Source organism: Providencia sp. 2.29, from assembly GCF_015832305.1.
Taxonomy (GTDB): domain Bacteria; phylum Pseudomonadota; class Gammaproteobacteria; order Enterobacterales; family Enterobacteriaceae; genus Providencia; species Providencia stuartii.
In genome coordinates this window covers 270,691-285,144 of sequence record NZ_CP065420.1, presented here as the reverse complement: position 1 = coordinate 285,144, position 14,454 = coordinate 270,691, and the positions used below count along the sequence as shown (strand labels likewise).

13 protein-coding genes are annotated in these 14,454 nt (G+C 43.8%); 1 reads left to right on the top strand and 12 read right to left on the bottom strand.

Annotated elements, in window-relative coordinates; all coding sequences use genetic code 11:
- Positions 1 to 204: 204 nt before the first annotated feature.
- The 12 genes from I3B46_RS01215 to greB form a co-directional block, all read right to left on the bottom strand.
- On the bottom strand, positions 205 to 957 hold the full coding sequence (locus I3B46_RS01215; RefSeq protein ID WP_004923612.1) for an amino acid ABC transporter permease: 753 nt from the start codon (positions 955 to 957) through the stop codon (positions 205 to 207).
- A gap of 1 nt (position 958) precedes the next feature.
- Positions 959 to 1,711, bottom strand: coding sequence for an amino acid ABC transporter permease (locus tag I3B46_RS01210; protein ID WP_014657009.1), 753 nt, complete (start codon positions 1,709 to 1,711; stop codon positions 959 to 961).
- A gap of 102 nt (positions 1,712 to 1,813) precedes the next feature.
- Positions 1,814 to 2,644, bottom strand: a complete 831-nt coding sequence (locus I3B46_RS01205; protein WP_004923605.1) for an ABC transporter substrate-binding protein — start codon at positions 2,642 to 2,644, stop codon at positions 1,814 to 1,816.
- A 308-nt stretch (positions 2,645 to 2,952) separates the two neighbouring features.
- Positions 2,953 to 3,669, bottom strand: coding sequence for a phosphate signaling complex protein PhoU (gene phoU, locus I3B46_RS01200; protein WP_014657010.1), 717 nt, complete (start codon positions 3,667 to 3,669; stop codon positions 2,953 to 2,955).
- Between the two features lie 13 nt (positions 3,670 to 3,682).
- Complete coding sequence (gene pstB / locus I3B46_RS01195; RefSeq protein WP_004923601.1) at positions 3,683 to 4,459, bottom strand: phosphate ABC transporter ATP-binding protein PstB; 777 nt, start codon at positions 4,457 to 4,459, stop codon at positions 3,683 to 3,685.
- Between the two features lie 37 nt (positions 4,460 to 4,496).
- On the bottom strand, positions 4,497 to 5,378 hold the full coding sequence (pstA, locus tag I3B46_RS01190; RefSeq protein ID WP_004923598.1) for a phosphate ABC transporter permease PstA: 882 nt from the start codon (positions 5,376 to 5,378) through the stop codon (positions 4,497 to 4,499).
- A 1-nt stretch (position 5,379) separates the two neighbouring features.
- The gene (pstC, locus tag I3B46_RS01185; RefSeq protein ID WP_004923595.1) at positions 5,380 to 6,336 is read right to left on the bottom strand and encodes a phosphate ABC transporter permease PstC; all 957 of its coding nucleotides are present in this window, start codon (positions 6,334 to 6,336) and stop codon (positions 5,380 to 5,382) included.
- Positions 6,337 to 6,448: 112 nt separating this feature from the next.
- Entirely contained in the window at positions 6,449 to 7,492 is a 1,044-nt protein-coding gene (gene pstS / locus I3B46_RS01180; protein ID WP_004923592.1) for a phosphate ABC transporter substrate-binding protein PstS, read from the bottom strand.
- A gap of 488 nt (positions 7,493 to 7,980) precedes the next feature.
- Entirely contained in the window at positions 7,981 to 8,736 is a 756-nt protein-coding gene (locus I3B46_RS01175) for a hypothetical protein (RefSeq protein WP_104873059.1), read from the bottom strand.
- A gap of 187 nt (positions 8,737 to 8,923) precedes the next feature.
- The gene (gene envZ / locus I3B46_RS01170; RefSeq protein WP_163761896.1) at positions 8,924 to 10,255 is read right to left on the bottom strand and encodes a two-component system sensor histidine kinase EnvZ; all 1,332 of its coding nucleotides are present in this window, start codon (positions 10,253 to 10,255) and stop codon (positions 8,924 to 8,926) included.
- Positions 10,252 to 10,971: an osmolarity response regulator transcription factor OmpR gene (ompR, locus tag I3B46_RS22260; RefSeq protein WP_004923581.1), complete on the bottom strand. Its 720-nt coding sequence runs from the start codon at positions 10,969 to 10,971 to the stop codon at positions 10,252 to 10,254. Before ompR ends, envZ begins: the two co-directional genes overlap by 4 nt.
- Positions 10,972 to 11,218: 247 nt before the next feature.
- Complete coding sequence (gene greB, locus I3B46_RS01160) at positions 11,219 to 11,704, bottom strand: transcription elongation factor GreB (RefSeq protein WP_014657013.1); 486 nt, start codon at positions 11,702 to 11,704, stop codon at positions 11,219 to 11,221.
- A 158-nt stretch (positions 11,705 to 11,862) separates the two neighbouring features.
- Here greB and I3B46_RS01155 point away from each other — a divergent pair, with 158 nt between their 5' ends.
- Positions 11,863 to 14,196 carry a Tex family protein gene (locus I3B46_RS01155; protein WP_053110250.1) on the top strand — a complete coding sequence of 778 codons (2,334 nt, stop codon included), beginning with the start codon at positions 11,863 to 11,865 and terminating at the stop codon, positions 14,194 to 14,196.
- Positions 14,197 to 14,454: the final 258 nt, after the last annotated feature.

Genomic DNA, 14,454 nt, shown 5'->3' with positions numbered 1-14,454 from the left:
CCCAAAAAAAGTTTTTTTCGCCCTATCCTACAACAAACAAATCGAGAGTGTTACCGTTAAAATGAAAAAAAGAAAACGTTTGCGTGATGATAATACTCAAAAGTGCGTTAACTTACTGATACAGCAAGATGAATTGGAATTTACAGAAAAAAGAAATTTTTGCGTGATCGTGGCGGCGCCATTTGCACCGCCACATTATGATGATTACGATAAGGCGAGTAGCTTCTGCCTACGCCAAAAGAGTAATGACCGCTTCGCAGCAAATGGTTTAGCCCCACGATGATGACTTAAACGTTTTGCTATCAAGTTGGCGACAATTTCTAATGTCAGACAGATGACAAAGTAAATAAACGCGACAAATAAGAAAATTTCGAGTGGATAAACCATTTCACGGTTATTCACCTGTGTTGCCAAAAATGACAGTTCAGCAACGCCCACAATGTAAGCCAAAGACGTGTCTTTAATCAGCGCAACCCATTGGTTAATAAACGATGGCACCATCATGCGTAATGCTTGGGGTAAAACTATTTGCCAAAGCACTTGCCAACGGCTAAAACCTAACGATAAGCCAGCCTGCCATTGCCCTTTGCCTATTGCTAAAATGCCCGCCTTAACCGCATGGGCCAAATACGCCGACGTGATTAAGGCGAGAGCGCAAATCACTGAGGCGATACCCGGTATTTCGGTTCCGAGCACAACGGGCAAAAAGAAATAAGTCCAAAAAATCAGCATAATGACGGGAATGGCGCGGAAAAAGCCTAAAACAGCAGCGAACAGGTTCATCCAGAAACCACGTAACATCGCTAAGGCAACACCACCAAGCGTACCGAATACAATCGACATTGCCCCCGCGACCAAGCTGATAATTAATGTTAATGCGGCACCTTCAATAGGGCCATCTGGAAACGCACCAAACAAAAGGTACTGCCAGTTTTGCTCAATGACTGAAAAATCCATCTTACACACTCTCCACTAAATTACGTTGCGCTCGCCACTGCCCCCAACCTTCCATTACAGCGATAATCGCAATATACAGCACAGTGGCTAGGCCAAATGCCGTAAATGTCTGTAGTGTTTGGCTTTCAACCTGACGTGATACATAAGATAGCTCAGCCACACCAATCGCCATGGTTAAAGAGGAGTTTTTAACGACATTCATGTATTGCCCAAGAAGAGGTGGCATGGCTATTTTAACGGCCTGGGGTAGCACCACATGTTTCATCGCTTGCCACCCTGTTAAACCCAGCGCAAAAGCGGCATATTTTTGGCCTTGTCGTACACCACGGATACCGGAGCGTATTTCTTCGGCAATAAATGGTACGGTATATAACGTTAAGCCAATAAAACCTGCTAAAAATTCAAACGAAGGCCAACTGAGCGTCATCCCCGCAAATGTGATTTCGTGGGGAGTATTAAGCCACGCCATCATATCCGATGATAAAATTTCACCGGAAGCGAAATACCAGAAAAAGAGTTGAACCAACAACGGGGTATTGCGAAAAACGGAAACATACACTCCGACAATCCAGCGTAGCGGAGCAATTTGGCTATCCCTTGCCGCAGCAACCACAAAACCTAATAACGTTGCAGCGATAATGGTACAAATGGAGATCCAGAGGGTCAGTAAAAAACCATAACCAAACCATTCCAAATACTCGGGAGCTAAAAAATGCTCAGAAAGAAACTCGCCGCTCGTTAATTTTTCAAACATAAGTGCTGCCTTTTATAACTAAGAACCCCGCGATAATATGCGGGGCTATTTATTCTATGCTTATCGACCAGTGAGCATGGAATCGGCGAAATAGAACGCCTATTATTTTTGCTGATCCAGTGGTGCAAATTTGAACTCACCGCGAGGTTGAGCGGCCTTTGTATCAGGACCAAACCAACGGTTATAAATCTGTTCTGCTTTGCCTTCTTTTTCAAGCTTCAACAACGTGTTATTCACATTTTCGATTAAACGTGTTTCACCTTTAGCGGCAGCAACCGCTTGATATTCGCGAGTGATGCTAAATGGAGAGATTTCAAAATCTGCTTTGACTTTCTCAGGTAAGTTACCAAGTAATCCCACTAATTTTGCATCGTCTTGGGTAATTGCTTGTACGTTACCATTGCGTAAAGCCGCAAATGCCTGTGGTGTATCATCATAAGAAATGACTTTTGTATTCGGATAACGTTCACGTAATGTCACTTCTTGCACGGTACCTTTGTCGGCACCAATACGTAAAGGTGCGATATCATCAGGCGTCTTCAATACCCCTTTGCGCGCAATAAACTTTTGCCCTGTTGCAAAATCAGGAATAGAAAAATCAACCTGCTTAGCACGTTCATCAGTGATAGTGAAATTTGCCCCAATTAAATCGACTTTACCTGAAGTCAGTAGTGGAATACGGTTTGCTGGGTTGGTTGGACGCAACTCTAACTTGACGCCAAGGTCATCCGCTATCGCCTGTGCGATATCAACATCATAGCCCGCGAGTTTTTTCGTTTGTGGGTCAATAAAACCAAATGGTGGGTTACTGTCAAAAACAGAGATACGGATCACACCCGCTTGCTTAATATCATCCAGCTTATCTGCATTGGCGACATTGGCCACCAGCGCAAGGCCTGCAAGTAGTGCGGTAGTTAAAACGCGAGCTTTCATTGAACACCTCTGACGGTAAACTTATGTAAATTGACCATCCCAAGTTATCAAGGAACGCTTATTTCTTGAAATACTATTAGTTAATATATTTATATCAAAAAAGAATATAGAAATGCGGATATAAAAAAAGGGCAAACACCATCGGAGACGCCCTAAATTATGGTCTAAACCATGAATAGCCTTTTCTTATAACGAAAAGGAAAAACGGAAATGTTTAAAGGTTGACTAGAGCGGGTATCACCCCAGACGAAAAAGAAAGTTTGTACCAAGGAGTCACCGTGAGGCGGCCCCTTGGCGGCATTACCTCGTTATTCCTTCTTAGTAATCATCTTTTCTAAGCGATCACCACCTACATGGCGGAAGTCTTGGCCTTTGACATAGTAAAAAATAAATTCACAGATGTTTTGGCAACGATCACCGATACGTTCAATAGAGCGAGCACAAAACAGCGCAGTCAGTACACTTGGGATAGTCCTTGGGTCTTCCATCATGTACGTCATCAGTTGACGCACGATCCCTTCGTATTCTTGGTCTACCTTTTCATCTTCTCGATAAATCCGAATGGCTTCTTCCAAGTCCATGCGTGCAAAGGCATCTAAGACATCATGCAACATTTGCACAGTATGACGACCTAATGACTCGAGGCTCACCAATAACGGCTGGTGCTGGTGAGAAAACTTTTCCAATGCAGTTTGGCAAATTTTATCGGCAACATCACCAATACGCTCAAGTTCGGCAATCGTTTTAGAAATTGCCATAATCAGTCGCAAATCGCTCGCTGTCGGCTGGCGTTTTGCGATAATTTTCACGCATTCTTCATCAATAGCCACTTCCATCATATTGACTTTATGGTCATTTTCGATAACTTCGCGCGCAAGAGCCTCATCCTGATTATGCATCGCTGTGATAGCTTTGGTGAGCTGTTCTTCAACCAGCCCTCCCATTGTCATCAACTCTGTATGGATATGTTCCAGTTCAGCATTGAACTGCCCAGAAATATGTTTGTTGTGGTTCAGCGTATCCATAGTCGGCTCCATATCAACCGTAACGACCAGTAATGTAGTCTTCAGTTTGTTTCTTTTCAGGTGTGGTGAACATCTTGTCTGTATTATTAAACTCAATCAGCTCACCCAAATACATAAAGGCCGTATAATCAGAACAACGCGCAGCCTGTTGCATATTATGAGTTACGATCACCACGGTGTATTCAGATTTGAGTTCGCTGATCAACTCCTCAATGCGCCCTGTTGAAATTGGGTCAAGAGCTGAACACGGCTCATCAAGCAATAACACTTCTGGGCGGATAGCAATACCACGTGCGATACATAGACGCTGTTGCTGACCACCAGATAGGCTATAACCACTTTGATGTAATTTATCTTTGGTCTCATTCCACAGAGCCGCTTTGGTTAATGCCCATTGAACGCGCTCATCCATCTCTACACGAGAGAGTTTTTCAAACAGGCGTACACCAAATGCAATATTATCGTAGATTGACATTGGGAATGGCGTTGGTTTTTGGAATACCATTCCGACCTTGGCACGTAACAGAGCGATATCCTGTTTGTCTGTCAGAATATTTTGACCATCAAGTAAGATTTCACCTTCCGCACGCTGTTCACCGTACAGCTCATACATTTTATTGAAGGTACGCAGTAAGGTCGATTTACCGCAACCAGATGGGCCGATAAAGGCGGTGACTTTATTTTTTTCGATATCTAATGAGATATTTTTTAATGCGTGGAATTTCCCGTAATAAAAATTAAGGTCACGTACTTTAATCTTACTGTTTGCAATATCATTTGCATTAATCATGGCAACTTCTCTCTATAAATCTTTATTCAATCCGGGGTTAGTGTTTTTTCTGAGCAAACACAACACGTGCGACGATGTTAATTAACAAGACACATAGGGTGATTAATAGAACCCCTGCCCATGCCAGTTGTTGCCATTCGGAGAACGGGCTCATCGCAAATTTAAAGATAGTGACGGGTAAGTTAGCAATTGGCTCATTCATATCCGTACTCCAGAACTGGTTCGACAGTGATGTGAACAGTAATGGTGCGGTTTCCCCCGCAATACGAGCAATAGCCAGCAAAATACCTGTAATGATCCCGGAGACAGATGCTTTAAGCGTAATCGATAAAATCATTTTCCATTTTGGCGTACCTAGCGCATATGCGGCTTCTCGTAAGCTATCCGGCACTAACTTCAACATGTTTTCAGTGGTACGGATAACAATCGGAATTTGCAACAACGCCAATGCGATAACGCCAGCCCAGCCAGAGAAGTGCTGCATTTGCGCCACCACAATGGTATAGACGAATAGCCCCACCACAATCGATGGTGCTGAAAGCAAAATGTCATTAATAAAACGCGTTACAGAAGCTAGCCATGATTTACGGCCATACTCTGCCAAATAGATCCCTGCTAAGATCCCAAGCGGTGTACCCACGACCGTTGCCCACAAGATCAACAGCCCACTACCTACGATAGCATTAGCAAGGCCGCCCCCTTCCGTATTCGGTGGAGGAGTCATTTCTGTGAACAAGTTCAATGACATGCCATCGAACCCTTTGGTAACGGTTGAGAACAAAATCCAAATTAACCAGAACAGCCCAAATGCCATCGTTAGCATCGAAACAAACAGAGCGATTCGGTTAACTTGGCGTCGCCATGCCTGACGACGGGCTCGTTCTTTTTGATTAACGACAATATTATCGGATGTCGACATATTAACGGCCCTCGTTCTTCGCTAAACGCATAACCATGAGTTTTGATATCGCCAGAACAATAAAGGTGATAACAAATAGAATTAACCCAAGTTCCATCAGCGCAGCGGTATGTAGACCACCTTCCGCTTCGGCAAATTCATTCGCCAATGCAGAAGTAATACTGTTACTCGGCATAAACAACGAGAAACTATCCAGTTGATACGTATTACCAATTACAAAGGTCACCGCCATTGTTTCACCAAGCGCGCGCCCTAAACCTAACATTACCCCACCTATCACACCGTTACGTGTATAAGGTAGAACAATATTCCAGATCACTTCCCATGTGGTACAACCGATACCATATGCTGACTCCTTCATCATGACAGGTGTTTGTTCAAACACGTCACGCATGACAGAGGCAATATAAGGAATGATCATAATGGCGAGGATAATACCTGCTGCCAAAATACCAATCCCGAATGCAGGACCTGAGAAAAGCTCACCGACAATTGGGATACTCGACATCACATTGCCGACAGGCTCTTGAAAATATTCCGCAAACAGCGGCGCAAAAACAAACAGCCCCCACATACCATAAACGATACTAGGAATGGCAGCGAGAAGCTCAATCGCAATCCCTAATGGGCGTTTTAACCAATTAGGTGCAAGTTCAGTTAAGAAAAGAGCAATACCAAAGCTCACGGGTACTGCAATAATCAGGGCTATCAGTGATGTGACGATGGTGCCATAGATAGGCACAAGCGCACCAAACTCCTCAGCGGGAGCATCCCATTCTTTAGTCCATAAAAACGAAAACCCAAATTTTTGCATACTCGGCCACGAGGCAAAAATAAGGGAAATAATGATGCCACCAAGCATTAACAAAGTGATTAGCGCGGCAATTTTGACTAATGCGCCAAATATCACATCGCCTGACTTGCTCGGTGCTTTAAATGCCGTTGTTTTTTCGGCCATGCGCTTTGTCTCATCCTACACCTACTTTATTTAGTAGGATTTAGTTACTACGTCAGAAGGCGGATGTTAATCCTAAGCATCCGCCTACCATTACCAACCCGAGGCTCACTGATTAGAACAGTGGTTTGCCTTGGCTATCTTTGACTTCTGTTTTCCATGCTGCACGAATTGCTGTCACAACTTCTTGAGGAAGGATAGCATAATCCAATGCTTCTGCTTGCTGACCACCTTTCTCATAAGCCCAGTTAAAGAAATCGAGCACAGCTTTTCCTTTTTCTGCATTCGCTTGATCTTTGTGAACTAAGATAAACGTGGTTGAGGTAATTGGCCATGCGTTCTCACCATTACGGTTAGTCAGGTCTTGAGCGAATGACTTAGACCAGTCAACTTTCTTCGCTGCTGCGCTGAAGCTTTCACCTGTTGGGGAAACAACCTTACCATCTGCGGAAATGAGTTTAGTATAAGCAAGGTTATTCTGTTTCGCATAGGCATACTCCACATAACCGATAGAGCCTGGTAAACGCTGGACGAAAGCTGCAACGCCATCGTTACCTTTACCTGCGACGTTGTTTTTCGGCCAGTTTACTGTAGAGCCTGCACCAATATCATTTTTCCAGCTTGAGCTGACTTTTGATAAGTAGCTCGTAAATACGAACGTCGTACCTGAGCCATCAGAGCGTCTTACCACTGCAATGTTTTGATCGGGTAAGTTAACACCTGGGTTCAATTTAGCGATGGCAGGATCATTCCATTTGGTGATTTTACCGAGGTAGATATCACCTAATGTTGTACCGTCTAATGTCAATTGACCTGACTGGATACCTTTTACGTTAACCGCCAGTACCACACCACCGATTACGGTTGGGAACTGGAATAGGCCATCTTCTTTCAATTTTTCATCGGTTAATGGCGCATCAGACGCACCGAAATCAACCGTTTTTGCATTAATTTGTTTAACACCACCAGAAGAGCCAATCCCCTGATAGTTCACTTTATTACCTGTTTCTTTCTGATAAGAGTCCGCCCACTTAGCATAAACAGGAGCAGGGAATGTTGCACCCGCGCCAGTTAAGCTTGTGGCAGCAAAAGAAGACATTGCAGTCATTGAAAGGGTTGCTGCCATTACGCTAGCTAAGGTTGTACGCATCATTTTCATAATCCCTCCGGGGATGTATAGAAACAATTAAGTAGTAAATTGTTGGTGAAATGTCACGGTAGGAAAAATAGGACAATTTGATGACAACAACATGTCTGATTTATGACAGTTTTATGACAATTGACGATTTTCGTCTAGCTATCGAAAAAAACAGCAGCTTAAAAAAACAAAATTGACCATAAAATCAATAAGTAATGAAATACAGAGCAGAATATCTCTATATTGAGACCACCATGACAAACTGTCATAAAAAAGTCGTAAAATCCTTTTTTACTGCTTCTCTATTTTGATAATACGGTTTAATTCACCGTTTCAAGGGAGAAACATGCGCTTGCCATCAAGGGATTAAAATCAGCAATTTGCGTATGCGGTCAGACTACCATCACAAAATGGTCATCTCGCGTGGTGCCTGCTTTATGATAAAGCAGGCAGATAATCAGCGAAAATTGAGCCTCACGCCAGCTACGCAAACAACAAGCAAATATTCATTATTCTTTATTTGACTTGAAAACCGGATGTTGTTTGAGCTGAGCGATTACTTGATCCATCCCCGTTTTACCATGAGCGGTCTGCGATGATGCCGCTATAGTGTTGCGAAGACCTGCAAATTTTGCCATCGGCGGTGGAGGTGGCGGTGTATTTGTCGACGTCGGTTGCTCCGTGGCTGCGGCTTGGTATTTCTGCGCATTGGCTTTAAATACTGGGCTATTTTTAAGTTCAGCAATCACTTGATCCATCCCCGTTTTACCATGAGTGGTCTGCGATGATGCCGCTATATTGTTGCGAAGACCCGCAAATTCTGCCATCGGCGGTGGAGGTGGCGGTGTATTTGTCGACGTCGGTTGCTCCGTGGCTGCGGCTTGGTATTTCTGCGCATTGGCTTTAAATACTGGGCTATTTTTAAGTTCGGCAATCACTTGATCCATCCCTGTTTTTCCGCCATCTCCTGTTTGAGCGGGCTTAATATCAGGCTTTGGCATAGGGGGTGGCATAGGAATAGATAATGCCCCTTTCGATGCTAAGGGTTGATTTGGAGGTAGTTGTATAACGGTTGCCAGTTGTTTGCTCCATTTCACCTGCTTAAAGGCCTTTTTGGGTTCTTGAAACAGCCCTACGACTGTGTTTTTGATATTAATTATTCCCGTGGAGAGTGTAGCCTGCTTTTGCTTTCCCTCTATTCCAGCGAAAGCTAATGCCGCTTTACTCTGAAAACAGCAAATAGGTTTAGAAAAATAGATATGCATAAATTCACCTGAGTTATTTTATTTATGTTTATTATCTAAATAAAATAACTATCAGATCTTTTATATAACGATGGTATTACTTATAGAGTAAGTTATTTTTTATATGATGACTGGCGCGTAAGATAGGCGTTAATACCGAAATAAAATAGAAGGTAGGTCGTTTTATACGACCCACTACCGACAATGGTTACTCTTCTTTTTCTTTCAATGGCAGGAGTGCACGAATGGCGAAACCGCCGCGTTCACTTTTATGGATTTCGATACTACCTTCATGGGCATCGACAATACGGCGGATAATTGCCAATCCTAGCCCTGTTCCCTTATTGCTACGGGCTTTTTCACCTTGCACAAAAGGTTGGAAGAAGCGTTGAATATCTTCTTCTTTGATACCTGCACCATCATCTTCCACTTGGAACCAAACCGAATCCTCATTTTTGCCACTGCTCACTTTGATCCAGCCGTTACCATAGCGATAAGCGTTAACAATCATATTGGTGATGGCGCGTTTAATGGCTAATGGATTCGCATTCACGATCAGACTACCCGGCTCCAGTGCCGTTTCAATTTCACCGGTCACGCTCGTTTCAGCGGTAACTGCCTCATTGAGGATGCTATTTAGGTCACAAAACTCCATATTCATTTCCTGACCCGTTTTCAGGTAGTCCATAAACTGACCAATAATCGCATCACACTCTTCAATATCCTTATTGATGGATTCTGCTAGGTAGCCATCTTCAGGGCTCATCATTTCCGTCGCCAATCGGATCCGTGTCAGTGGGGTACGTAAGTCATGACTGACCCCCGCCATTAAAATTGTCCGATCATTTTCAAGCGTCTTTATGCCCGCAGCCATATGATTAAAGGAGCGGATCGCGGCTCTTACCTCAGTTGCCCCTTTTTCCTGCATGGCGGGTAATATGACCCCTTTCCCCACTTGCCCTGCATGGTATTCAAGTTCAAGTAATGGCTTGTTTTGGTAACGAATATAGAGCCAGACCCCTGCAAAAATAGACAGAAAAATGGCTAAAGTATAGCGGAATACTAACGAAAATTGGTTTTGCCCAATTTCAGTTAATGGCACACGCACCCAGATATCAGGCGCAAGATAGGAGGTCAACCAAAGAATAGGATATTCGCGGCCAAGCTCAAGACGCACTTGGGCTTCGCCACCAATATATTCCGACATGTTTTCGCTGAGAAAATCGTATTCTTTCGCCCAATTTAAGCCTTCTTCCATCGCGGCTGATTGAGCATAAAAGGTGATCCCCAACTCATTGTAGATTTTTTTACGTAATGCGGGAGAGACCCGTACTGTGGTTCCATCTTGCAGCACCATCCGCTCCGTCATTAATGTTCGCACTTCATAAGCCAACACTTTGTTGAATTGCTGCAAACTTGGCATAACAACAAAATTCAGCACCACCATATAGCTGGTGACAAGGCTGGCAAACAGTAATGCAACAAACAAAAATAACGAACGCGAAAATGTACTACGGCGAGAGAACCTCAGTCGCTTCATGCTTTACTACCGTCCGGCACAAATACATAGCCCAAGCCCCAGACTGTCTGAATGTAGCGAGGGTGAGCTGGATCTTCTTCAACCATACGACGTAAACGTGAAATTTGAACGTCAATTGAACGTTCCATCGCACTGTATTCACGGCCTCTCGCTAAGCTCATCAGCTTATCACGAGATAATGGCTCCCTTGGGTGCGAAACCAATACTTTAAGTACAGCAAACTCACCGCTCGTCAAAGGCATATTTTCTTCGCCTTGGAACATTTCACGTGTGCCTAGGTTCAGTTTAAACTTACCGAAGGTAATAATCGCATCATCCTGAGATGGTGCGCCTGGCAATTCGTTTGCTTGGCGACGTAATACAGCACGAATACGTGCAAGTAATTCACGCGGGTTAAAAGGTTTAGGAATGTAATCGTCGGCGCCAATCTCTAAACCAACAATACGGTCAACCTCTTCACCTTTAGCCGTTACCATAATAATCGGTATTGGATTGTTTTGGCTGCGTAAACGACGACAAATTGACAGACCATCTTCACCTGGCAACATCAAATCTAAAACGATTAGATGAATCGACTCCCTCGTTAGGATCCTATCCATTTGTTCAGCATTCGCGGCACTACGTACCTGAAATCCTTGCTCTGTGAGGTAGCGTTCAAGCAAGGCACGCAAACGCATATCATCATCGACGACAAGAACTTTATAGCTTTCTTGCATTTTGTAGCCCTCAAGATGTGCAATCTATCGAAATTATTTTTAAAATAAGAATATACCCACCATGCTCCAAGCTGTATGGGTGTTACAAAGCGCTGCTATCTAAATCACAAAAATAGTCATGACGATAAATTTTTACTTGCGCTTAATAACGGCATATCACCTGAATTATTTTGTGTATAAGTAAAATATAAGATAGTTAACGTCCTAATTTACCATCAACTTGAAATTTAATGAATAATTTTACGCCTTATAGGACTAGCGGTTTATAACTAATTTCTAACACTGTATAGGTTACCCGCCCCCCAGGTGTATTCACCGTAATTTCATCATCAACCTGCTTACCAACTAGCGCGCGAGCAACTGGAGAATCAATAGAAATCCAATTTTTGGATGGATTAAACTCATCGGCACCGACCAATCGGAATATTCTGATATTTTCATTATCGTCTTCTAATTTCACCCATGCGCCAAAAAAGACTCGCCCTTCTTGCCGTGGGTCTGGTTCGACAATTCTTAGTTGATCCAATCTTTTAGATAAAAAGCGTACTCGACGATCAATCTCTCGCAAACGCTTTTTACCATAAATATATTCCGCATTTTCTGAACGATCACCTTGAGCCGCAGCTTCAGAAACCGACTGAGTGACTCTTGGGCGCTCCTCTTTCCAAAGATATTTAAGTTCTTTGTCTAGCGCATCCCAACCTTCGCGTGTGATTAAGAGACTCTTATTCATAACCTTCATAAATCAGTAAGCAAGTTAGATAATTATAAATTATATACAGAATTAATCTTTAACTTTAGCAAAGTTCACCCTAGAAATTCTGCTTCTGTGCAAGTATAACAGTGCCATAAATTTTTTAACCATTCTTTGACTAGGTATTAAAAAGCGACATGAATGAAACTCTAAGCCAAATAATCGCGGGAGAGCTACAAGTTCAACCGAAACAGGTATTTTCTGCTATCACCTTGTTAGATGAAGGGAATACGGTTCCTTTTATTGCTCGTTATCGTAAGGAAGTCACAGGAGGCCTTGATGATACTCAGCTTCGCCAATTAGAGAACCGTTTAGGCTATTTACGAGAGTTAAATGAACGCAAGCAAACCATCCTCAAGTCAATCGAAGAACAAGACAAACTCACTCCCGAACTCGCCGCTGCTATCAATAACACCTTAAATAAAACCGAGCTTGAAGACCTCTACTTGCCCTTTAAGCCCAAACGCCGCACTCGTGGGCAAATTGCTATCGAAGCAGGCCTAGAGCCGTTAGCAGACACATTGTGGAATGACCCCACTCAATCCCCCGATGATGTCGCTCAATCCTTTGTCAATGCCGAAAATGGCGTGGCAGATACGAAAGCGGCTCTCGATGGTGCTCGTTATATCTTAATGGAGCGTTTCGCCGAAGATGCAGCATTATTAGCTAAAGTTCGCGACTATTTACTGAAAAATGCCCATTTGGTTTCCAAAGTTATCGATGGCAAACAAACCGAAGGCGCTAAATTTAGTGACTACTTTGATCACCAAGAACCTGTTTCTTCCGTTCCGTCGCATCGCGCATTAGCCATGTTCCGTGGTCGTAATGAAGGTATTTTACAGCTATCACTAAACTGTGACCCGCAATTTGAAGAGCCACCAAAAGAAAGTTACTGTGAAGAGATCATTACTCGCCACCTTGATGTTCGATTGAATAATGCACCAGCAGACCAATGGCGTAAAGCGGTTATTAGCTGGACATGGCGCGTCAAAGTATTGCTACATCTCGAAACTGAGATTATGAGCTCACTGCGCGAAAAAGCAGAAGAAGAAGCAATCAATGTGTTTGCGCGTAACCTCAGTGACTTATTGATGGCGGCACCAGCCGGTATGCGGGCGACTATGGGGTTAGATCCGGGTCTACGGACAGGGGTGAAAGTCGCGGTGGTGGATGCGACAGGTAAACTTATCGCAACGGATACTATCTATCCACACACAGGTCAAGCGGCTAAAGCGGCGGCTAGCGTTGCGGCCTTATGTCAAAAACACCAAGTCGAGTTAGTCGCTATCGGTAACGGAACGGCTTCAAGAGAGACTGAGCGCTTCTTTGCTGACGTGCAAAAACAGTACCCCGAAGTCACAGCACAGAAAGTGATTGTGAGTGAAGCGGGGGCCTCCGTTTACTCGGCATCAGAGCTGGCCGCTCAAGAATTCCCTGATCTTGATGTGTCACTGCGCGGAGCCGTGTCTATCGCACGCCGCTTACAAGACCCCCTCGCCGAATTAGTGAAAATCGACCCGAAATCGATTGGTGTTGGTCAATATCAACACGATGTGAGCCAAACTCAATTAGCTCGTAAACTCGATGCCGTGGTCGAGGACTGTGTAAACTCTGTCGGCGTTGACTTGAATACCGCTTCTGTTGCCTTACTAACCCGCGTTGCAGGTCTAAGCAAAATGATCGCGCAAAACGTGGTAAATTGGCGCGATGAGAATGGCCGTTTTGCAGATAGAAAACAGCTTCTAAAAGTCACTCGCTTAGGGCCAAAAGCCTTTGAACAGTGTGCGGGCTTCTTACGGATCACCAACGGCGATAACCCACTTGATGCTTCTGGCGTTCACCCAGAGGCTTATCCCGTTGTTGAAAAGATCCTCGAAACTGTTCGCCAGCCCCTTAAAGAGATTATGGGCAACTCCTCTGTTTTAAATAGCTTAAGCCCTCGCGACTTCACAACAGAGCAGTTTGGGGTTCCTACTGTTACCGATATTATCAAAGAGCTGGACAAACCGGGTCGCGACCCACGCCCTGAGTTTAAAACGGCGACCTTTGCCGAAGGCATTGAAACCATGAATGACTTAGTCGCAGGCATGATTTTGGAAGGTTCGGTGACTAACGTCACTAATTTCGGCGCTTTCGTTGATATTGGTGTGCATCAAGATGGCTTAGTGCATATTTCATCGCTGTCTAACAGCTATGTTGAAGACCCACATAAAGTGGTTAAAGCAGGTGATATCGTTAAAGTAAAAGTGATGGATGTTGATATCCCTCGCAAACGTATCGCCTTATCGATGCGCCTTGATGAACAACCCGGCGATACCAATAGCGCACCACGCCGCCATAATGGCCAGCAAGAGAGAAACTCACGTAAACCGCAATCTGCACAACGTGACATGTCACGGAAAAACCAAGCCGCCACTGGAAACAGTGCGATGAGTGATGCCCTCGCTGCCGCATTCGGTAAAAAACGCTAATCCCTCAACCTCTACAATCCGATTTCTCTTTGATTGTAGAGGTTTTTACTCACGCCCAAGCTATTTCGCCCCGTGAATAATTAACAAAACAAATACATTAATCGATTTTAATTTACTCTATAAATTTATTGGGTTTCGCCTTGGTGCGCGGCAAACTCAATGCTTAGTTGATCCACATCAATTAAATTTGACGAAAAAAGAGGCTAAATATAACGAATAGTTGATGATTATTATTATCATTATTGATTAGATTTTTTT

Coding starts and splice junctions, on each gene's coding strand:
- I3B46_RS01210 (WP_014657009.1), bottom strand. CDS start 1,711: ATGTTTGAAAAATTAACGAGCGGCGAGTTTCTTTCTGAGCATTTTTTA.
- I3B46_RS01205 (WP_004923605.1), bottom strand. CDS start 2,644: ATGAAAGCTCGCGTTTTAACTACCGCACTACTTGCAGGCCTTGCGCTG.
- phoU (WP_014657010.1), bottom strand. CDS start 3,669: ATGGATACGCTGAACCACAACAAACATATTTCTGGGCAGTTCAATGCT.
- pstS (WP_004923592.1), bottom strand. CDS start 7,492: ATGAAAATGATGCGTACAACCTTAGCTAGCGTAATGGCAGCAACCCTT.
- greB (WP_014657013.1), bottom strand. CDS start 11,704: ATGAATAAGAGTCTCTTAATCACACGCGAAGGTTGGGATGCGCTAGAC.
- pstA (WP_004923598.1), bottom strand. CDS start 5,378: ATGTCGACATCCGATAATATTGTCGTTAATCAAAAAGAACGAGCCCGT.
- I3B46_RS01155 (WP_053110250.1), top strand. CDS start 11,863: ATGAATGAAACTCTAAGCCAAATAATCGCGGGAGAGCTACAAGTTCAA.
- I3B46_RS01175 (WP_104873059.1), bottom strand. CDS start 8,736: ATGCATATCTATTTTTCTAAACCTATTTGCTGTTTTCAGAGTAAAGCG.
- envZ (WP_163761896.1), bottom strand. CDS start 10,255: ATGAAGCGACTGAGGTTCTCTCGCCGTAGTACATTTTCGCGTTCGTTA.
- pstB (WP_004923601.1), bottom strand. CDS start 4,459: ATGATTAATGCAAATGATATTGCAAACAGTAAGATTAAAGTACGTGAC.
- I3B46_RS01215 (WP_004923612.1), bottom strand. CDS start 957: ATGGATTTTTCAGTCATTGAGCAAAACTGGCAGTACCTTTTGTTTGGT.
- ompR (WP_004923581.1), bottom strand. CDS start 10,971: ATGCAAGAAAGCTATAAAGTTCTTGTCGTCGATGATGATATGCGTTTG.
- pstC (WP_004923595.1), bottom strand. CDS start 6,336: ATGGCCGAAAAAACAACGGCATTTAAAGCACCGAGCAAGTCAGGCGAT.